18 protein-coding genes are annotated in these 18,946 nt (G+C 64.3%); 15 read left to right on the top strand and 3 right to left on the bottom strand.

All coding sequences use genetic code 11. The features are described 5' to 3' along the window. The coding region (locus CIC12_RS33330; protein ID WP_238812858.1) for an amidohydrolase family protein at positions 1-454 on the top strand (454 nt) is incomplete at its 5' end. A 64-nt stretch (positions 455-518) separates the two neighbouring features. Next, complete coding sequence (locus tag CIC12_RS23895; RefSeq protein WP_168667591.1) at positions 519-1,352, top strand: lysophospholipid acyltransferase family protein; 834 nt, start codon at positions 519-521, stop codon at positions 1,350-1,352. Between the two features lie 123 nt (positions 1,353-1,475). Here CIC12_RS23895 and CIC12_RS23900 read toward each other — a convergent pair whose 3' ends face one another. Next, positions 1,476-2,339, bottom strand: a complete 864-nt coding sequence (locus tag CIC12_RS23900; RefSeq protein ID WP_168667593.1) for a symmetrical bis(5'-nucleosyl)-tetraphosphatase — start codon at positions 2,337-2,339, stop codon at positions 1,476-1,478. 192 nt (positions 2,340-2,531) lie between these two features. Between CIC12_RS23900 and CIC12_RS23905 the strand changes: the two genes are divergently transcribed. The 13 genes from CIC12_RS23905 to CIC12_RS23965 all read left to right on the top strand — a co-directional run bounded on the left by CIC12_RS23905 (position 2,532) and on the right by CIC12_RS23965 (position 17,435). Further along, positions 2,532-3,443: a GDP-mannose 4,6-dehydratase gene (locus CIC12_RS23905; RefSeq protein ID WP_168667595.1), complete on the top strand. Its 912-nt coding sequence runs from the start codon at positions 2,532-2,534 to the stop codon at positions 3,441-3,443. Between the two features lie 490 nt (positions 3,444-3,933). Further along, a complete protein-coding gene (rfbB, locus tag CIC12_RS23910) occupies positions 3,934-4,995 on the top strand; it encodes a dTDP-glucose 4,6-dehydratase (RefSeq protein WP_168667597.1) in 1,062 nt (353 codons plus the stop codon). Positions 4,996-5,005: 10 nt separating this feature from the next. After that, entirely contained in the window at positions 5,006-5,899 is an 894-nt protein-coding gene (gene rfbA, locus CIC12_RS23915) for a glucose-1-phosphate thymidylyltransferase RfbA (protein ID WP_168667599.1), read from the top strand. Continuing rightward, complete coding sequence (gene rfbC / locus CIC12_RS23920) at positions 5,884-6,435, top strand: dTDP-4-dehydrorhamnose 3,5-epimerase (protein ID WP_168667601.1); 552 nt, start codon at positions 5,884-5,886, stop codon at positions 6,433-6,435. Before rfbA ends, rfbC begins: the two co-directional genes overlap by 16 nt. A gap of 12 nt (positions 6,436-6,447) precedes the next feature. Continuing rightward, positions 6,448-7,374 (top strand): dTDP-4-dehydrorhamnose reductase, encoded by a 927-nt coding sequence (rfbD, locus tag CIC12_RS23925; protein ID WP_168667603.1) that lies wholly within the window; start codon positions 6,448-6,450, stop codon positions 7,372-7,374. Positions 7,375-7,664: 290 nt separating this feature from the next. Further along, positions 7,665-9,080, top strand: a complete 1,416-nt coding sequence (locus CIC12_RS23930) for a mannose-1-phosphate guanylyltransferase/mannose-6-phosphate isomerase (RefSeq protein ID WP_168667605.1) — start codon at positions 7,665-7,667, stop codon at positions 9,078-9,080. Position 9,081: 1 nt separating this feature from the next. After that, positions 9,082-9,900: an ABC transporter permease gene (locus CIC12_RS23935; RefSeq protein ID WP_168667607.1), complete on the top strand. Its 819-nt coding sequence runs from the start codon at positions 9,082-9,084 to the stop codon at positions 9,898-9,900. Between the two features lie 4 nt (positions 9,901-9,904). After that, entirely contained in the window at positions 9,905-10,681 is a 777-nt protein-coding gene (locus CIC12_RS23940; RefSeq protein ID WP_168667609.1) for an ATP-binding cassette domain-containing protein, read from the top strand. 285 nt (positions 10,682-10,966) lie between these two features. Beyond that, a complete protein-coding gene (locus tag CIC12_RS23945; RefSeq protein WP_168667611.1) occupies positions 10,967-12,349 on the top strand; it encodes a phenylacetate--CoA ligase family protein in 1,383 nt (460 codons plus the stop codon). Next, positions 12,346-13,923, top strand: coding sequence for a polysaccharide deacetylase (locus tag CIC12_RS23950; protein WP_168667613.1), 1,578 nt, complete (start codon positions 12,346-12,348; stop codon positions 13,921-13,923). The genes CIC12_RS23945 and CIC12_RS23950 overlap by 4 nt, the downstream gene beginning before the upstream one ends. Then, positions 13,920-15,041, top strand: a complete 1,122-nt coding sequence (wecB, locus tag CIC12_RS23955) for a non-hydrolyzing UDP-N-acetylglucosamine 2-epimerase (RefSeq protein WP_168667615.1) — start codon at positions 13,920-13,922, stop codon at positions 15,039-15,041. The genes CIC12_RS23950 and wecB overlap by 4 nt, the downstream gene beginning before the upstream one ends. A 28-nt stretch (positions 15,042-15,069) precedes the next feature. Then, positions 15,070-16,293, top strand: coding sequence for a glycosyltransferase (locus CIC12_RS23960; protein WP_238812859.1), 1,224 nt, complete (start codon positions 15,070-15,072; stop codon positions 16,291-16,293). 11 nt (positions 16,294-16,304) lie between these two features. After that, entirely contained in the window at positions 16,305-17,435 is a 1,131-nt protein-coding gene (locus CIC12_RS23965; RefSeq protein ID WP_168667619.1) for a glycosyltransferase, read from the top strand. A 99-nt stretch (positions 17,436-17,534) separates the two neighbouring features. Here the strand turns inward: CIC12_RS23965 and CIC12_RS23970 are convergent, their stop codons facing one another. Both CIC12_RS23970 and CIC12_RS23975 read right to left on the bottom strand, forming a co-directional pair. Beyond that, positions 17,535-17,948, bottom strand: coding sequence for a GtrA family protein (locus CIC12_RS23970; protein ID WP_342030564.1), 414 nt, complete (start codon positions 17,946-17,948; stop codon positions 17,535-17,537). Continuing rightward, positions 17,941-18,891, bottom strand: coding sequence for a glycosyltransferase family 2 protein (locus CIC12_RS23975; protein ID WP_168667621.1), 951 nt, complete (start codon positions 18,889-18,891; stop codon positions 17,941-17,943). The genes CIC12_RS23970 and CIC12_RS23975 overlap by 8 nt, the downstream gene beginning before the upstream one ends. Positions 18,892-18,946 lie beyond the last annotated feature (55 nt).

The raw sequence follows: 18,946 nt of genomic DNA on the forward strand, positions 1-18,946 counted from the left end.
CCGCCTCGACCCGCCGCTGCGTCAGCAGCGCGATCGCGAAGCGATCCGCGCGGGTCTCGTCGACGGCACGATCGACGCGATCTGCTCGGACCACACGCCGGTCGACGATGACGAAAAGCTGCTGCCGTTCGCCGAAGCCACGCCGGGCGCAACCGGGCTGGAACTGTTCCTGTCACTGACGGTGAAATGGGCCGACGAAGCGGACGTGCCGCTCGCCAAGGCGCTGAACCGCATCACGGCGGCGCCGGCCGACGTGCTCGACCTGAACGCGGCCGGCCGCATCGCGGTGGGCGCGGTGGCCGACCTCTGCGTGTTCGACCGTCACGCGCATTGGCGCGTCGAGCCACGCGCATTGAAGAGCCAGGGGCACAACACGCCCTTCCTCGGTTACGAACTGCCGGCGCGCGTGCGGGCGACCATCGTATCCGGTCACCTCGCGTTCGAGCAGCGCTGATCGCCACGGCATCCTGTCCCTCATAGCACGCACGGCCATTGCCCAGTCACGGAACGCTCCGACCATGAAGCTCGCGTTACGCAAAGCCCGTCTGATCGCGCATCTGCTGCACGGTATGTGGACCGTGGCGACGCGCTTTCCCGGCGCCGGCGCTGAACGGCGTCACGCGCTCAATCGCGCGTGGTCGCTAAAGATGCTGCGCCTGTGCGGCATGCGGCTCGTCGTGCATAACGACAATGCACGGCTCGAGCGCGGCGCGCTGGTGGTCGCCAATCACATCTCGTGGATCGACATCTACGTGATCAATGCGTGGCGGCCCACGCCCTTCGTGTCGAAGGCGGAGATCCGGCAATGGCCGGTGGTCGGCTGGCTCGCGCAGCAACTGGATACGGTGTTCATCCAGCGCGAGAAGCGCAGCGACGCTAAGCGGATCATGCACGAGCTATCGGACCGTCTGAGCGCGGGCGAGCTCATGTGCGTGTTTCCCGAAGGCACCACGTCCGACGGACTCGCGCTGCTGCCGTTTCACGCGAATATGTTCCAGGCGGCGGTGTCGGCGGCGGCGCCCGTGCAGCCGCTGTGCATCATGTATGAAGACGCGCAGGGCCGGCAGTCCACCGCGCCCGCGTATATCGACGACCTGTCGCTAGCCGATTCGCTGAACCTGCTGTTGCGCGGCGGCCCGCTGACCGCGCACGTGTATGTGGGCGAGCCGCTCGCACCGGGCGCGGACCGGCGAGCCCTGGCCGCGCAAGCGGAAGCGATCATCGGCGAAACATTGCGGGAGATGCAGCGAGGCACCGCTAAAGCGGGAGCGGTCGTGGCGGAAGAGACCGCATTGTCCGCTGCGACGGGGGCGCTGATCGAGCCCGCCGACCGGTCGGGTCATTCGGCTTGATGTCTGGCTGGGTGCCGGCTTAAGCGCGCGGTTTGACGCCGGACCTCGCGACTTGCGCTGGCGGCTGCTTCGACGTTCTGTCCGGCGCTCCGGCCCATTCTCCGCGCACCAGCTCGCACAGGTCTAGTTGCCGCCGCCCGGCACGCGGCACGACTCGCAGTCGACCTGCGTCAGCGTGCGTTCCGCGGGATCTTGCGCAAGCCGCACCGCGGACAGTTTCTCACCCCACACGCAACCCGAATCGAGTCCGATCAGGTTCTCTCGCATCAGCAAACCGAGGGCGGCCCAATGGCCGAACACGACGGTGACGTCCGCGGTCTTGCGCGACGGCACGTCGAACCATGGCACGCAGCCCGACGGCGCGGAGTTCAAGGTGCCGCTGCTGCTGAAATCCATCGCGCCTTCCGCATTGCAGAAGCGGATGCGCGTCAACGCGCTGCACGTCACGCGCAAGCGGTCGATGCCCTTGAGGCCCGGCTTCCAGCGGTTGGGCTCATTGCCGTACAAACCGGCAAGCGTTTCCTTCCAGTTCGGCGCGCGCAATGCGCGTTGCAACTCGTCGGCGAGTTCGAGCGTCAAGTTCACGTCCCATTGCGGCAGGACGCCCGCATGCACCATCAGCATGCCGTTCTCGAAATAGGCGAGCGGGCGGTGGCGCACCCAGTCGAGCAGGTCGGCGGCGTCCGGTGCGGCGAGAATCTCGTCGATCGTGTCGCCTTTCTTCGACTTGCGAATCCCCGCCGACACGGACAGCAGATGCAGATCGTGATTGCCCAGCACCGGCACTGCGCGCTCGCCGAGCGCGATCACGTCGCGTAGCGTGGCGAGCGATTCGGAGCCCCGGTTGATCAGGTCGCCCGCGAACCACAGCGGCGTACCGGCGGGCGGCGCGGCCTTGGCGAGCAATTGCTGGAAGGGCTTGCGGCAGCCCTGCAGATCGCCGAAAGCCAAAGGGACCAAAGAAGAGGAAGCGGTGGAGGGTGTCATCAAGGAGTCGGTGCGGTTCGATACTCGCGGTGACGCACGAGGCGTGCCGCGTTGAGCAGTGCAACATGCTAGCGTGACATAATAGCCCGTTTGATGCTCCGATTTCGCGCCGGTCGCCGCTAGCAGGCGGCTTCGCATGCACCGCGCGCGATATTGCAACACAACAGGATGACCCTCGTGAACGGAGAATGCATGTCGTCTATTCATGCGAAGCCACCTATCCGTACGCTCGTCACCGGTGCGAGCGGCTTTACCGGCCGCTATCTGGTTGAAAAGCTGCTCGGCCGCGGCCATACCGTCATCGAAACGACGGCCAGCCGCGACGAACCGGAAACGCCGACGCGGCTCAGGCTCGACATCACGTCGCCGGAGGCCTGCCGCCGCGTGATCGAAACCGCACGGCCCGACTACCTTGTGCACCTCGCCGCGATCAGCTTCGTGGGCCATAGCGATCCGCTCGACTTTTATCGCGTCAACGTGCTCGGCACGCTGAATCTGCTCGAAGCGTGCGACGCCGTCGGCCATACGCCGCGCAAGGTGCTGATTGCTAGCAGCGCGAACGTCTACGGCAATGTGAGCGGCGAAGCAATCGACGAAAGCTGTCCGCTCACGCCGGTCAATCACTATGCGGCCAGCAAGGCGGCCATGGAAACGATGGTGCGTACATGGTTCGAGCGCTTGTCGATCCTGATCGTGCGTCCGTTCAATTACACCGGCCGCGGCCAGGCGCCGAACTTCCTCGTGCCGAAGATCGTCGAGCATTTCGCGCGCCGGGCGCCGTCGATCGAACTCGGCAATATCGACGTCGCGCGTGACTTCTCGGACGTGCGTTACGTGGCGAGCGCGTACGACGCGTTGCTCGATTCCGCCGCCGCATCAGACATCGTCAACGTCTGCACCGGCACGCCCTACACGTTGCGCAGCATTCTTTCGGCCGCTAGCGAGCTGACCGGGCATGAGCTCGAAGTCCGCATCAATCCCGCATTCGTGCGCAAAACCGACGTGAAGGTGCTGGCCGGATCGCCAGCCAAATTGCGTGCGCTGGTGCCGGCGGTCGAGTCGATTCCGTTCATCGATACGCTGCGTTGGATGCTCGCTGCATAACGCGCGGCATCCCCGGTTAGCGCTCACATCGCTATTTGCGTTGCTTATCGCCGGCTGATTGCAGTCTGTTATTGCGCCGCGTATGCGCCTGCGCCTGCCACTTCCCGCAGGGACGCGTGCCTGACGGTCGCTTTCCGATCGTTGCGCGTCGCTCGCCGCGCGCCATGCCGCGCGCCATTTTTCCCGCCTGGCCGGCACCGCCCCGCGCGCCTGGACGCGGTCTGCCATACCGGCTGGCGCGAGCGTTTCACACCAAAAATCTCATAATTCAGGTCAACGGCAACCAAACTTGTCAAGCTGTTTCAAGTTGTTAGGGTTGCTAGTTTTTGCCGGGGGCGGCTTTATAATCGGGGCATCATAAAATTGGCGTCTGAGCGTCTGCTTACGTCAAGGGCGGAGACGAGGGGCGCCTGCAGAATCGGAACACCACCGGGGTGAGCAGGCCGGCGAGCCCATTCCGACCTGCCACTAACATCTAAAAGGGAATTTCATGATCCTGGTAACGGGCGGCGCCGGTTTTATCGGCGCCAATTTCGTGCTCGACTGGCTCGATGCCTCCGACGAAGCGGTGCTCAACGTAGACAAGCTGACCTACGCTGGCAACCTTGGCACGCTCAAGTCGCAACAGGGCAATCCCAAACACGTCTTCGCGCGCGTGGATATCTGCGATCGCGCCGCGCTCGACGCGCTGTTCGCCGAGCACAAGCCGCGTGCCGTTTTGCACTTCGCCGCCGAGAGCCACGTGGATCGTTCGATTCACGGCCCGGCCGACTTCGTGCAGACCAACGTGGTCGGCACCTTCACGTTGCTCGAAGCCACCCGCAGCTATTGGAACACGCTCGGCGAAGGCGATAAGGCAGCATTCCGCTTCCTGCATGTGTCGACCGACGAAGTGTTCGGCTCGCTGTCCGCTACCGATCCGCAATTCTCCGAAACCACGCCGTATGCGCCGAACAGTCCTTATTCGGCGACCAAGGCGGGCTCCGATCACCTCGTGCGCGCCTACCATCACACGTATGGCCTGCCGGTGCTCACGACGAACTGCTCGAACAACTACGGCCCGTACCAGTTCCCCGAAAAGCTGATTCCGCTGATGATCGCCAACGCGCTCGGTGGCAAGCCGCTGCCGGTCTACGGCGACGGTCAGAACGTGCGGGACTGGCTGTACGTCGGCGACCATTGCAGCGCGATCCGCGAAGTGCTCGCGCGCGGCACGCCGGGCGAGACCTACAACGTGGGCGGCTGGAACGAGAAGAAGAACCTCGAAGTCGTGCACACGCTGTGCGACCTGCTCGATCAACTGCGTCCGAAGGCGGGCGCTTCGTATCGCGATCAGATCACGTATGTGAAGGATCGTCCGGGCCACGACCGCCGTTATGCCATCGACGCTCGCAAGCTCGAACGCGAACTCGGCTGGAAGCCGGCGGAGACGTTCGAGACGGGGCTCGCGAAGACGGTCCAGTGGTATCTGGACAATCAGGCCTGGTCCGACGAAGTCGCCTCGGGCGAATATCGCAAGTGGGTTGAGACCAACTACGCGCAGCGCGCGTAAAGGCACGGCAATGGCGCGCAAAGGCATTATTCTCGCGGGCGGATCGGGCACACGCCTGTATCCGATCACGCACGTCGTCTCCAAGCAACTGCTGCCGGTCTACGACAAGCCGATGATCTACTACCCGCTGTCCACGCTGATGGTGGCGGGCATTCGCGACGTGCTGATCATCTCCACGCCGCAAGACACGCCGCGTTTCGAAGCGATGCTCGGCGACGGCAGCCAGTGGGGCATGAACATCCAGTACGCGGTGCAGCCTTCGCCCGACGGTCTCGCACAGGCTTTCATCATTGGCCGCGACTTCGTGGGCAACGATCCGTCGGCGCTGATTCTCGGCGACAACATCTTCTACGGCCACGATCTCGCGAAGCAACTCGAACGCGCGAATCACCAGGACGAAGGCGCCACCGTGTTCGCCTATCACGTGCACGATCCGGAGCGCTACGGCGTGGTCGAATTCGACAAGCAGTTCCGCGCGTTGTCGATCGAGGAGAAGCCGGCCAAACCGCGTTCGAACTACGCGGTCACCGGTTTGTACTTCTACGACAGGCAGGTTTGCGATATCGCGGCGGACATCAAGCCGTCGCCGCGCGGCGAGCTCGAAATCACCGACGTCAACTCGCGTTACCTCGCCAATGCCGCGCTCAACGTCGAGATCATGGGCCGCGGTTACGCGTGGCTCGACACGGGTACGCACGATTCGCTGATCGAAGCGGCCACGTTCATCGCGACGCTGCAAAAGCGCCAGGGTCTCGTGGTTGCTTGTCCGGAAGAAATCGCGTACCGGTGCAACTGGATCGACGACGAGCAACTGCTGGCGCTCGCCAAACCGCTCGCCAAGAACGCCTACGGGCAGTATCTGCAAAACATTCTTACGGATCACGTCGCATGGCCATCCAGGTAACCGCTACCGCGCTGCCCGAAGTCAAGCTCATCGAGCCGAAGGTGTTCGGCGATGCGCGAGGATTTTTCTTCGAGAGCTTCAATGCGCTCGAGTTTGCCGAGAAGGTCGAGGCAGGCGTCGTGTTCGTGCAGGACAACCACTCGCGCTCGGCGAAGGGCGTGCTGCGCGGCCTGCATTACCAGATCCAGAATGCGCAGGGCAAGCTGGTGCGCGTGGTCGAAGGTGAAGTGTTCGACGTGGCCGTCGACATCCGCAAGAGCTCACCGAATTTCGGCAAGTGGGTGGGCGTGCATCTGTCGGTGGAGAACCAGCGGCAACTGTGGGTGCCGCCCGGTTTTGCGCATGGCTTCGTGGTGCTGTCCGAATCGGCGCAATTTCTCTACAAGACCACCGACTACTGGTTCCCCGAGTACGAGCGCAGCATCGTCTGGAACGATCCGGCGATCGGCATCGAATGGCCGTTCGACTTCGAGCCGCTGCTGGCCGCGAAAGACGCGGCAGGCAAGCGTCTGGCCGATGCCGAAGTCTACGCATAAGGGGGTGGCCGGATGAGCGCACACAATGCCACGCGGACAATTCTCGTCACCGGTGTGAACGGCCAGGTAGGGTACGAGCTTGCGCGCACGCTGCAAGGGCTCGGCACCGTGGTCGCGGTGGACCGCGCGCGGCTGGATCTCTCGAATCCCGATCAGATTCGCGCCGTAGTGCGCGACGTGCGGCCCGCGCTGATCGTCAATCCCGCGGCTTATACCGCGGTGGACAAGGCGGAGCAGGAGTTCGACCTCGCCATGCGCATCAACGGCGAAGCACCGGGTGTGCTCGCCGAGGAAGCGAAGAAGCTGGGCGCGGCGCTGATCCACTATTCGACCGATTACGTGTTCAACGGCGAGAAGGACGGCGCGTACGTCGAGGATGATCCGACCGATCCGCAAAACGCCTACGGGCGCAGCAAGCTCGCGGGCGAGCAGGCGATCGCGGCATCCGGGGCGAATCATCTGGTGCTGCGCACGAGCTGGGTGTACGGCACGCGCGGCAAGAATTTTCTGCTCACCATGCTGCGCCTGGGCGCCGAGCGGCCTGAATTGAAGGTCGTCGCCGACCAGTTCGGCGCGCCCACGTGGTGCAACACGATCGCCACACTGAGCGCGCACCTGAGCGCGCAGGCCTTCGCCGCCGAAGACAGCGCGAAGTGGTGGAGCGAGCGCTCGGGCGTTTATCACCTGTGCGCCGGCGACGCAACTTCGTGGCACGGCTTCGCATCGGCGATCTTCGAACTCGCCGACCTGCCGAACAAGCCAAACACGCTGCCGATTCCAGCGGCCGACTATCCGACGCCGGCCGCACGTCCCGCCAATTCGAGAATGTCCAATGAGAAGCTGGCGCGTGTGTTCGGCGTCGCCGCGCCGCATTGGCGCGACGCGCTGAAGCTGTGTCTGACGGACGGTTTTCCGAAGTCGCCCGCCGCTCGTTCCTGACGCGCGGTTTCGGCATGGGCTTTTGTGATGCGATGCGCGAGGCGCCGGGCTTGCTCCGCCGCTTGCTGTTGCAACGCCGCCCCCCGGCGCTGTCTGACGATAGCGAAAGGGGGCGGGGGTAGAATATCGTTCGACGAAGGAGACTCGCGCCGGTCCGCCGATGGGTAGGGCGCGCGAACAGTCACGGCGCGCGTATGGCCGTACGACCCGCGTGGTTCGAGGGTCGTGCCGACTGGCCATCACCGGTGCGGCCACGAGCCGCGTAATAAATACGGTACTGAGAGGACGCTGTGAGTTTGTTACCGATCATCCTGTGTGGCGGGGCGGGGTCGAGACTATGGCCCGTGTCGCGCGAACTGCACCCGAAGCCGTTCATCCGGCTCGCGGACGGCGAAAGCCTGCTGCAAAAAGCCTTCCTGCGCGCGGTGGCGCTGCCCGGCGTGAAGGAAGTGCTGACGGTAACCAATCGCGATCTGTTCTTCAAGACCGAAGACGATTTCCGCGAAGTGAACGGGAAAGGCTACGCCACTTCGTTCATCCTCGAACCGTTCGGCCGCAATACGGCTGCGGCGGTTGCCACGGCGGCATTGCATACGGCCAGCGTGCACGGCGATCAAACCGTCATGCTGGTGCTCGCCGCGGATCATCTGATCGCCGACCAGGCTGCCTTCGCGGCGGCGGTCGCAGAAGCGCAGCAGCTTGCGCAAGCGGGTAAGGTCGTGACCTTCGGCGTGCATCCTGAGACCCCGGAAACCGGTTACGGCTACATCGAAGCAAATGGCAGCGAGGTCGTGCGCTTCGTCGAAAAGCCGTCGCTCGACAAGGCTCGCGAATATCTGGCGTCGGGCAGGTTCGTGTGGAATTCGGGCATGTTCTGCTTTACCGCGGGCACGATCCTGAAGGAAATGCGGCAGCACTGCCCGGACATTCTCGACGCGGCGAGCGCGTGCATGGAGAAGTCACCCTCCGCCGCCGGCAAGGACGGCGCGCAGGTGCGGCTTGAACCGGGCAGCTTCGGCGCGGTGCCGGACCTCTCGTTCGACTACGCGGTGATGGAGAAGTGTGAACACGCGGCGGTCGTGCGTTGCGACATCGGCTGGACCGACGTCGGCTCGTGGACCGCGCTCTCGGACCTGTCGCCGGCGGACGCGTGCGGGAATCGCGTGGAAGGCGAAGCGTTGCTGATCGACGTGAAGAACTGCTATGTGCGCGGCGGCGAGCGACTGATCGGCGCGGTGGGCGTCGACAACCTGATCGTGATCGACACGCCCGACGCGTTGCTGATCGCAGATAAAAACCGCGCGCAGGACGTGAAGCAGATTTTCGCCGAACTGAAGTCGCGCGGCCATGAAACCTACAAGGTGCATCGCACGGTGCATCGCCCCTGGGGCACGTACTCGGTGCTCGAAGAGGGGACGCGTTTCAAGATCAAACGCATCGAAGTCAAGCCGGGCGCGAGCCTCAGCTTGCAGATGCATCATCACCGCAACGAGCATTGGGTGGTGGTGAGCGGCATGGCCAAGGTCGTCAACGGAGACAGCGAGTTCTTCGTGTCCACCAACCAGTCGACCTATATCCCGGCGGGCCACAAACATCGCCTCGAAAATCCCGGCGTGGTCGAGCTCGTGATGATCGAAGTGCAGAGCGGCGAATACCTGGGCGAAGACGACATTGTTCGCTTTGAAGACATTTACGGACGTACTTGAGATGGATATCAGCTTTACTAACGACTCGAAAGATCTGACGCGTCACACCGAGAACGACGACCTGATGGTCGGGATGAAATCGGTGCGCGTGTGGGGCACGCTCGGCTGGCACGACATCCGGCAGCGCTATCGCCGCTCGGTGCTCGGGCCGTTCTGGTTCACGCTGAGCACGGTCATCATGGTCGTCGTGCTCGGTGCGCTGTACTCCACGTTGTTGCACCAGGAAATCTCCGACTATCTGCCGTATCTCGCGGTGGGGCTGGTCGTGTGGGCCTATCTGGCCTCGGTCGCCAATGAAGGCTGCATGGCTTTCATCAGCGCCGCGTATCTGATCAAGCAGATCCGTCTGCCGCTCACCGTCCATGTGTGCCGGATTGCATGGCGCAATTTCGTGATCCTGCTGCACAGCCTGCCGGTGGTCGTGGTGCTGCTGCTCATCTTCGGCCACTGGCCCGGCTGGGAGTTCGTGCTGGTGCCGTTCGCGCTGCTGATCCTGTTGCTGCACGGCGTGTGGCTCGGTGTGACGCTTGGCGTGCTGTGCGCGCGCTTTCGCGACATTCCGCCGATCGTCACCAACCTGATCCAGGTCGTGTTCTTCTTCACGCCGGTCATGTGGTCGCCGGAGATTCTGAAAGACCGCGCGTGGGTCGCCGAATACAACCCGCTGTATCACCTGATCGAAACAGTGCGTGCGCCGCTCACCAACCGTCCGACCCATTGGGAATCGTGGGCCTGGTCGATCGGCTTGCTGATCGTCGGCTTTGCGTTCGCGCAATTCCTGATGAAACGTTTCCGTAATCGCGTTCCTTACTGGCTTTGATATTGTGAGTTCTTCATCCATTGTCGCTCGTAACATTTCCGTCGAATTTCCGATTTACGAGAACTCTCACCGCTCGCTGAAAAAAGCGGTGCTCAATCTGACGACGGGTGGCCGGATCGGCCAGGATGCAGGCCGCCATGCGATCGTCCGGGCGATCGACGACCTCAGCTTCAGCTTCACCGAAGGCGAGCGCGTCGGTCTGATCGGCCACAATGGCTCCGGCAAGACGACGCTGCTGCGCACGCTCTCGGGTGTCTACGCGCCGGTGCGCGGCGAACTGAAGGTGCAGGGCAAGATCGCATCGCTGCTGGACGTGTCGATGGGTCTCGACCCGGACGCCACCGGTTTCGAGAACATCTACCTGCGCGGTATTCTCGACGGCCTGCAGCCGGCGCGTATCCGCAGCAAGATCGACGAGATCGCCGATTTCAGCGAACTGGGCGACTACCTGAATCTGCCGGTACGCACCTATTCAAGCGGGATGATGCTGCGTCTCGCGTTCGCGATCTCGACCAGCGTCGAGGCCGACATCCTGATCATGGACGAGTGGCTGAGCGTGGGCGACGCCGAGTTCAGCATCAAGGCGGCCGAGCGGCTCGAAAGCCTCGTCGGCAAGGCCGCGCTGCTGGTGGTCGCGTCGCACGATCCGAAGCTGGTCGCGCGCGTGTGCAACCGCAAGATTTCGATGGAGCACGGCCGGATGGTCGCGGACGAACCGGTAAGCCCACCCCAGGAAAGCGACGGGCCGCTCGTCAGCCAGGCCGCGCAATTGCCGCACTGACAGCACGGGCTGCCGTCCCGAGCGGATGCAGCGAAGGGTACGGTACGGTGCCGGACATCGCACCGTCGTCCGTCGCACGCATTGCCTGACGTGCGCCGTGCCTGGCGAATTTGCCGTTTCCCGGCGAGGCTTCGCGGCCCCTACAATCATTGCCACAAAGGCGCCTGCGAGTGCGTCGCGGCGCGTGCGGCGCGAGCCGGACAGGCGTAACCCACAAGCGCACACCAGAGGCGCGTCCCGCGGCGCGACATAGACGCGCCACAGGCGTAACAAGGTTCGAACTTCATGCGAGCTAATCACCCATTTCTGCGCTACTCCGAATCCCTGCTCGTGCGTCAGCCGTTGCGCACCTTGAAGGGTTTCGCGGGCGGCTATATCGCGTATCCGATTGCCGAGAACCGCGAAAAGCGCAACGTGCGGGCCAAAATCCGCGAACTGCGCGAGCACTACACGCTGCCGATGCCGCATCGTCGCCGCATCGCGCTCGAACGCCTCGCCGGCATGCTCGAATTCGCCGGCGCGCAGGTCCCGTATTACCGCGACCTGTTCAAGGCTTTGCAGTTCGAGCCGGTCAAGGTCAGGCAGGACGCGCGTTATCTGGAAGAACTGCCGTATCTGACCAAGGACATCATCCGCGAGCAGGGGCCGCGCCTGCTGTCCGGGCCGCTCGAAGCGGGCGGGCATCACGCGTGCAAGACCGGCGGCTCGACGGGGCTCTCCACGACGATCTACTACGATCAGGAGGGCGCGGATTACTCGTCCGCGGTCACCAGCTACTGCCGTGAGCGGATCGGCAAGCTGCGGCATCGCTCGGAGTTGCACTTCGCGTGCCGCTTTCCGGACCAGGCAGTGCCCGAGTGGCCGTCGCGCGAAGACTTCAAATGCTTCGCGATGAACCGCAGCAACATTTTCTTCGACCGCATCGACGATCAGGGCCTCGAAGAGATGTGGCGCACGCTCAAGCGTCGCAAGCCGTATCTCGCGCACTCGCATCCATCGACCATGTACGCGCTCGCCTGTTACGTGCAGCGCAAGTACGGCGGCGGCAAGGCCTTCCAGGTGTTCGAATCGAGCGGCGAGCTGCTCGAACCGCATGCGCGCGAGATGATCGCGTCGGCACTGCGCTGCCGGGTGATTGACCGCTATGGTCTCGCCGAACTCGGTGTGATGGCCTACGAACTCGACGGCCATGAAGGCGGCTTCCAGATTCTCGAATCGGAAGGATGGCCGGAAAGCCGCGTCGCGCAAGACAACCCGGACGGCGCGCATGAACTCGTGTTTACCGGTTTCCGCAACAGACTGATGCCGCTGATCCGCTACGCGACCGGCGACCTCGCGCGCGTGCAGGAAACGTCCAGAGGCTTCTTTCTGACTGACGTGGTTGGGCGGATTCACGACGTGGTGCCGATCAACGGCGTCGCGCATCCGACCCATCACATCCAGGACATGCTGGACCATCGCGTCGGCGGGATTCAGGAATTCCAGATCGATCTGCGCACGACGCCGCCGACCTTGCGCATCGTGCTCGAACCGTCGGCCAACGCGGACGAGACGACCGCGAAGCTGCGCCACTTCTGGCAGGACGCGTTCACTATCGCCTACGTCGGCCACGACGATTTCGTGCGGGTCGGCAGCCGCGCGAAGTTCCGTCACGTGGTGAGCGCATGATCGGCGTTCTGTTTCCGAACGCGGCGGTCGAAGCCGGCCAGTACGCACTGGCAGCGCTGCAACGCTCGGTGAGCGAGACCCAGGCGCAGCCGATTACGCGCAGCACGGTGCGTGAGCGCGCGCCGGACCTCGTGGTCGCGGTCGACGCGCCCGATGGCTGGAGCGCGGACCTGATCGCCTGGTTGCGCGCGCGGCCGCGCAAGCTGGTGGTGTTCGGCCACATGCCGAGCGCGCTCGCGGATATGCTCCGCTATCGGGCGACCGGCTTGCCGGAGGACCTCCCGGCCGCGAGCCGCAGCGCGGCGGCGCCGGCGCATGCGTCGCGCGAGAGTGCGGCGGCGGTGCGCTACGGCGCCCTCGCGCAAACGCTTGGCGGCGCGCCGTGGCATCGTCCGTTCGAGCGCTTCGATTTCACCGACGAGTGGAACAACCTCGGCTACGGCGCGATTCGTTGCGACGGCTCGATCTGGTCGCTCCGGGAAGCGGTACAGGTGCCCGCCGAAGCGGAACTCGCAGCGGTCGAGGTGGCCGGCGAGCGGCAGTTCGCCTACGCAGCGCTGTGGGATGTCGATGGTTCGAGCGTGTTGTGGTTCAACCGGCCGGTCGGCCCCTGCGATTCGTTCGAATGGCGCATGGTCGAGCAATTCCTGTCGGGCTACCGCGCGCACACGCTGCCGTGTCAGCCGGTGCTGAGCGAGCTGCCATGGGGCTACGACGCGGCGATCACGTCGCGGCTCGATTGCGACGAAGACATCGAGTCGGCGCGTCCGCTGTGGCAAGCGTATCAGCGCATGGGCGTGCCGTTCAGTCTCGCCGTCAACTCGCAGAACCTCGCTCGCACCGAACATCACGGCATTCTTCGCGAACTGCTCGCCGACCGCCAACAGGGCGCGGTGCTGTCGCACACGGCCACGCATGCGCCGAACTGGGGCGGCAGTTATGACTGCGCGCTCGCCGAGGGCAGCCAGTCGGCGCAATTCATCGAGGCGGTGACCGGCGTGCCGGTCCGTTACGCGGTGTCGCCGTTTCACCAGTCGCCGCCGTACGCCATGCGTGGCCTTGCCGATGCCGGCTATGACGGCTGCGTCGGCGGGATCATCCGCAACGATCCGGAGTTTCTGACCGCACGCGGCGGCGCGCTGGCCGGCATGCCGAGGGGCTTCATCGGCCACAGCCAGCAGTGCATGCTGCATGGCGAATGCATGCTCGAAGAAGGCGATCCGCTCGCCGTGTTCAAGCAGGCCTTCGACTACGCCTACGCGACCCATACGCTGTTCGGCTATCTCGACCATCCATTCTCCGAGCGCTATGCATACGGGTGGAAGGACGAGGCGTCGCGGATCGAAGCGCACGAGCAGTTCATCGCGTACATGCGCAGCAAGGCGCGTCAGCCGTTGTTCCTGCACGAGGACGCCGCGCTCGACTTTCTGCGCGTCAGATCGCTCACGCAGATCATCGAAGAGGGCGGCGCGTTTCGCGTCGTCACACCCTCCAGTCAAATGACCCCGTTGACGCTCGGCGTCGAGTTCCGGGGCGCACACACGCAGGTCGAGTCGGGGAAAGCACTGCAATGAAAGTCATGGTGGTGATGGGCACGCGGCCCGAGGTGATCAAGCTGGCGCCAGTCGTGCGCGCCTTGCGCGGCGAGTTCGACACGGTCGTTTGCGCGAGCGGGCAGCACAAGGACATGGCCGCGCAGGCGCTGCAGTTCTTCGGCATCGAACCGGACATCACGCTCGATACGATGAGCCCCGGGCAGTCGCTGAACGCATTGTCGTCTCGCCTGATCGCGGCGCTCGACCGCGCGCTCGACGAAGTGCGACCCGACTGGGTGATCGTCCAGGGCGACACGACGACCGCCTTTTGCGCCGGTTTCGCGGCGTTTCATCGCGGCATCCGCGTGGGTCACGTCGAAGCAGGCCTGCGCACCGGCGATCTCGCGAGCCCGTTCCCCGAGGAAGCGAACCGCAGTCTGCTGAGCCGCATCGCGACGCTGCATTTCGCGCCCACCGAACTGGCGCGCCGCAATCTGCTCGTTGAAGGCGTGAGCGCGGAGAAGATCGTCGTGACCGGCAACACGGTGGTGGATGCGATCGGCGCGGTGCGCGAAAGCTGGAACGCGAGGCCGCCGCAAAGTCCGCTGCCCGCATGGCATGGTGCGCAGAAGCAGCACGTGCTGGTCACCTGCCATCGGCGGGAAAATTTCGGCGACGTGCTGCAGGACATCTGTCGCGTGCTGCGCGATCTTTGTCAGCGTTATAACGACTACCGCTGGGTGTTCCCGGTGCATCTGAATCCGTCCGTGCGCGCGCCGGTGCATCGCGAGCTCGACGGCATCGCGAACCTCGCGCTGATCGAACCGGTCGACTATCCGACGAGCCTCTATCTGATCAGCGGCAGCGCGGTCGTCGTGAGCGACTCCGGCGGCATTCAGGAAGAAGCGCCGACCTTCGGCGTGCCGGTGGTCGTGATGCGCAATCACACCGAACGCCGCGAAGGGGTCGACGCCGGCTTCGCGACGCTGGCCGGCCAGGCCGCGGCGAGTATCGAAAGCGCGGTGTGCGGCTGGCTCGACGATCCGGCGCGGCGCGCCGCGTTGCGCAATCGCGCGAATCCGTATGGCGACGGGCTGGCATCGCAGCGGATCGTCCAGAGTCTGCAGGGTGGCTCGGTCGAGGTGTTCGTTGGTTGAGGGCAAGGCTAAGCGCAACGACAGCGCATTGGCCGCCCGGGACTGCGTACTGTTTTCCACCGCCGACTGGGACGAACCGTATTGGACCAACAAGCAGCACACGGCAAGCATTCTCGCCACGCGCGGCTGGCGGATTCTCTATGTGGAGAGCGTCGGCTTTCGCGCGCCGAAGGTGGGCAGCGGCCGCGACTGGTCGCGCCTGTGGCGCCGTCTCTGGCGCGGCGTGCAGTCACTCGTGCTGGGGCCGCCAAGGCGCGCGCACAACGTCTGGGTGCTGTCGCCGCTGATGGTGCCGGCCGGCCATCACCTGCCGTTCGTGCGCGCGTTGAACCAGGCGTTGCTGCGCTTTTCCGTGACGCGCTTCGCGAGATCGCGGTGCTTCACGAAGCCGGTGGTCTGGACGTATCACCCGTACATGCTCGATGCGATCGGGACGCTGCCGCGCGGGCCGCTCGTGTATCACTGCGTCGACGATATCGCCGAGATCCCGGGCGTCGACGTCGTGGCGTTCCGCAACGCGCAGCAAGCGTTGCTCGGCCGCTGCGAGGCCGTGTTCACGACCGCGATGTCGCTGAAAGAAGTGTGCTTGCCGTTCAACCGCAACACGCATTTTTTTGGCAACGTGGTGGACGACGCACACTTCGGCGAGGCGCGCAGCGAAGGTCCGGTGCCCGCCGAGCTTGCCGCGATTGCCGAACCGCGGCTCGTCTATCACGGCGTGCTGTCCGACTTCAAGGTGGACTTTCCGTTGCTGCTGCAAACTGCGCAGGCGCGGCCGCACTGGCAGTGGATCATCATCGGCGAGGAGCGTGAAGGGCAGCGCAGCGAACTGCTCGCGCAACTGGCGCGCCTGCCGAACGTGCATCTGCTCGGCTATCGCCCGTATCTCGTCCTGCCGCAGTACTTGCGCGGCATGCAGGTCGGCGTGCTGCCGACGCTGCTCAACGACTACACCCGTTCGATGTTTCCGATGAAGTTCTATGAGTACCTCGCGGCCGGTCTGCCGGTCGTGTCGACCCCGCTCGATTTCGCGAAAGAGCCGCGTGCGGGTCTCGAAGTGGGCGGCGATGTCGACGCGTTCGTCGCGGCCATCGAAAAGCAGTTGGCGCGCGGCAAGCTGAGCGCGGACGAAGCACGCGCGGCGGTCGGCGAGAACACGTGGGAAGCGCGGCTCGACAAGATGCTGCGGATTACGTTTGGCGGTCATGCCGCCGGCAACGGCAGTCCGGCTTCGCTGGACGCGGTTGCATGAGCGGCGCGGGTATGAAAGTTCTTCACGTTTATCGCACGTATTTTCCCGACCCGCCCGGCGGACTTCAGGAAGCGATTCGCCAGATCAGCCTGTCGACGCGCGCGTGCGGGGTCGATCCGCGGATTTTCACGTTGTCGCCCAATCCGGTGCCGCGCGACATCCAGTTTCCCGAAGGCGTCGTGACGCGCTCGCGCTCATGGGCCGCGCCTGCTTCGTGCGACCTTGGCGGCTTTGAGTCGCTGCGGCAGTATCGCGCGCAGGCCGAACAGGCCGACGTACTGCATTTCCATTTTCCGTGGCCGTTTGCTGATGTGCTGCATCTGCTGGGACGCGTGAAAAAGCCGGCAGTGATGACCTATCACTCCGACGTGGTGCGTCAGCGCGCGCTCGGCTATGTATACGGGCCATTGATGCGCTCAATGCTGCGTTCGATGTCGGCGGTGGTGGCCACCTCGGCCGTCTACGCGCGCAGCAGCGCCGTGCTGACCAGCGTGGTCGACAGTGAGCGTCTGAAGGCGATTCCGCTCGGCATCATCGACTATCGTGACGATCCGCAACAAGGCCGTTTCGCGCCGCAATGCCTCGAGCGGCTGAAGCTCGGCAGCGAGCCGTATGTGCTCGCGCTCGGCGTGCTGCGCTACTACAAGGGACTGCACACGTTGATCGAGGCGGCGCCGTCGATCGGCTGCAAGATCGTCATCGCCGGGTCGGGGCCGGAAATGGAGCGGCTGACGGAGCTGGCGAAGCAGGTGGGCGCGTCGAACATCGTGTTCGCGGGGCAGGTGTCGCACGAAGAGAAGGTCGCGTTGCTGAGCGGCTGCCGTGCGCTGGTGATGCCGTCGCATTTGCGCTCGGAGGCGTTCGGCATGGTGCTCGTCGAGGCGGAAATGTTCGGCAAGCCGATGGTCTGCTGCGAGATGGGCTCGGGCACGTCGTATGTGAACGAGCATGGGGTGACGGGCTTCGTGGTGCCGCCCGAGTCGCCGGTGGAGTTTGCGGCGGCGGTCAACGAACTCGTGCGGGATGAGGCGCTTGCCCAAAAGATGGGGGCGGCGGCGCGTGAGCGGTATGAGCGGCTTTTCTCCGGGCCGGCGCTGGGCAATGCGTATCGTGAACTCTACGAAGAGGTACTCGCGCGGTAGTGGGCGATGGCGGTGCGATAGGCATCCGGCCACGCTCAGCGCGGCCGGATCGGGATCGATGGATGATCGGGCGCCCGTCGATCGACCGGCGCGAGAGGCTTACTTCGCGCCCTTTTGCGGCGCTCCCTTGAACACCCACAGCTTGGCGGTGGCGAAGTTCACGAACATGCCGGCGATGGAACCGACGGCCACGGCCAGCAACGGGCTCGCCGGGCCATGCGGCAGTACATGCAGCGCCGCCGCATAAGCGCCGTAATTGCACACGCCCCCGAGCGACATCGCGGCGAGATACTGACACCACTCGCGCCACAGTGACACGTCTTCGTTCGCGGCGAACGTGATGCGGCGATTGATCTGCCAGGTCACGAAGGCCGCGCTGATGAACGAGATCGCGCGCCCCGCATAGGGTCCGAGGCCGAGCGCGAGCGCGGCGTAGAGCACGCCTGCATCGACGGCGAAACCGATCGCGCCGGCAATCGCAAAGCGGATGAATTCGCCGTGCAACCTAGCCACTACGGCTCCCGGAGCGCAGAGCGGGGATGGCCAGGTAGGCAATGCGCTTCAACTCGTTGCGCCCATGCGTGACGGTGTCGAGAACGATGCCGCAGATCAGCAGGATGGCGCCCAGCAACATCAGCACACTGCTGAGAATGAACGTCGGAATGCGCGGTACGAGTCCGGTTTCGATGTAAGTCGTGAAGACCGGAATAGCCAGCGCAATGGAGAGCAGTGTGCAGATCGCGAAGCCGGTCGTGAAAAAAGCAAACGGCTTTTCCGACTTGAACAGCTTCAGGATCATCATCAGGATCCGGAAACCGTCGCGATAGGTGTTGAGCTTGCTTTCCGAACCTTCCGGACGCGACGAATAGCGGGTTTCGACTTCCGCCACGGGCATGCGCATGCCCAGCGCATGAACGGCCAGTTCGGTTTCGATCTCGAAGCCTTTGGAGTGAGCCGGAAATGTCTTCGCATAGCGGCGCGAAAACACCCGATAGCCCGACAGCATGTCCTTGAAGGTCTTGCCGAAAATCGTCGCGGCGCATTGCGTGAGCAACACATTGCCGAAGCGGTGACCTAGCCGGTAGGCGGTTTCTTCGTCGCTCAGACGCGAGCCGACGACCATGTCCAGCTTGTTCTCAACCAGCAGATCGATGAGCATCGGCGCCGCCGCCGCATCATAGGTCGCGTCGCCGTCCACCATCACGAAGACGTCTGCATCGACGTCCGCGAACATGCGCCGTACGACGTTGCCCTTGCCTTGCAGGGGCACGGCAATGACCTGGGCTCCGGCTGCGCGGGCCACCTCGGCCGTGTTGTCTTTCGAGTTGTTGTCGAAAACGACGATGTCGGCCGTGGGCAGGCTCTTCCGGAAGTCGCGCACGACGGTGCCGATTGCAGCGGCTTCGTTGTAGCAGGGAATGACGACAGCGATGCGAATAACGGGGGTCTCAACCATGTTCTAGGGATGCTTTCAGGTGGCGTCTTGTGCGTCTTGTCGTGGGCGAAGGTCG

Origin of the sequence: Paraburkholderia sp. SG-MS1, assembly GCF_012275575.1 — a bacterium.
Taxonomy (GTDB): Bacteria; Pseudomonadota; Gammaproteobacteria; order Burkholderiales; family Burkholderiaceae; genus Paraburkholderia.

What these genes read in the sequence shown, in the direction of transcription:
- CIC12_RS23895 (WP_168667591.1), top strand. Translation starts at nt 519, where the DNA reads ATGAAGCTCGCGTTACGCAAAGCCCGTCTGATCGCGCATCTGCTGCAC.
- CIC12_RS23900 (WP_168667593.1), bottom strand. Translation starts at nt 2,339, where the DNA reads ATGACACCCTCCACCGCTTCCTCTTCTTTGGTCCCTTTGGCTTTCGGC.
- CIC12_RS23905 (WP_168667595.1), top strand. Translation starts at nt 2,532, where the DNA reads ATGTCGTCTATTCATGCGAAGCCACCTATCCGTACGCTCGTCACCGGT.
- rfbB (WP_168667597.1), top strand. Translation starts at nt 3,934, where the DNA reads ATGATCCTGGTAACGGGCGGCGCCGGTTTTATCGGCGCCAATTTCGTG.
- rfbA (WP_168667599.1), top strand. Translation starts at nt 5,006, where the DNA reads ATGGCGCGCAAAGGCATTATTCTCGCGGGCGGATCGGGCACACGCCTG.
- rfbC (WP_168667601.1), top strand. Translation starts at nt 5,884, where the DNA reads ATGGCCATCCAGGTAACCGCTACCGCGCTGCCCGAAGTCAAGCTCATC.
- rfbD (WP_168667603.1), top strand. Translation starts at nt 6,448, where the DNA reads ATGAGCGCACACAATGCCACGCGGACAATTCTCGTCACCGGTGTGAAC.
- CIC12_RS23935 (WP_168667607.1), top strand. Translation starts at nt 9,082, where the DNA reads ATGGATATCAGCTTTACTAACGACTCGAAAGATCTGACGCGTCACACC.
- CIC12_RS23945 (WP_168667611.1), top strand. Translation starts at nt 10,967, where the DNA reads ATGCGAGCTAATCACCCATTTCTGCGCTACTCCGAATCCCTGCTCGTG.
- CIC12_RS23950 (WP_168667613.1), top strand. Translation starts at nt 12,346, where the DNA reads ATGATCGGCGTTCTGTTTCCGAACGCGGCGGTCGAAGCCGGCCAGTAC.
- wecB (WP_168667615.1), top strand. Translation starts at nt 13,920, where the DNA reads ATGAAAGTCATGGTGGTGATGGGCACGCGGCCCGAGGTGATCAAGCTG.
- CIC12_RS23965 (WP_168667619.1), top strand. Translation starts at nt 16,305, where the DNA reads ATGAAAGTTCTTCACGTTTATCGCACGTATTTTCCCGACCCGCCCGGC.
- CIC12_RS23975 (WP_168667621.1), bottom strand. Translation starts at nt 18,891, where the DNA reads ATGGTTGAGACCCCCGTTATTCGCATCGCTGTCGTCATTCCCTGCTAC.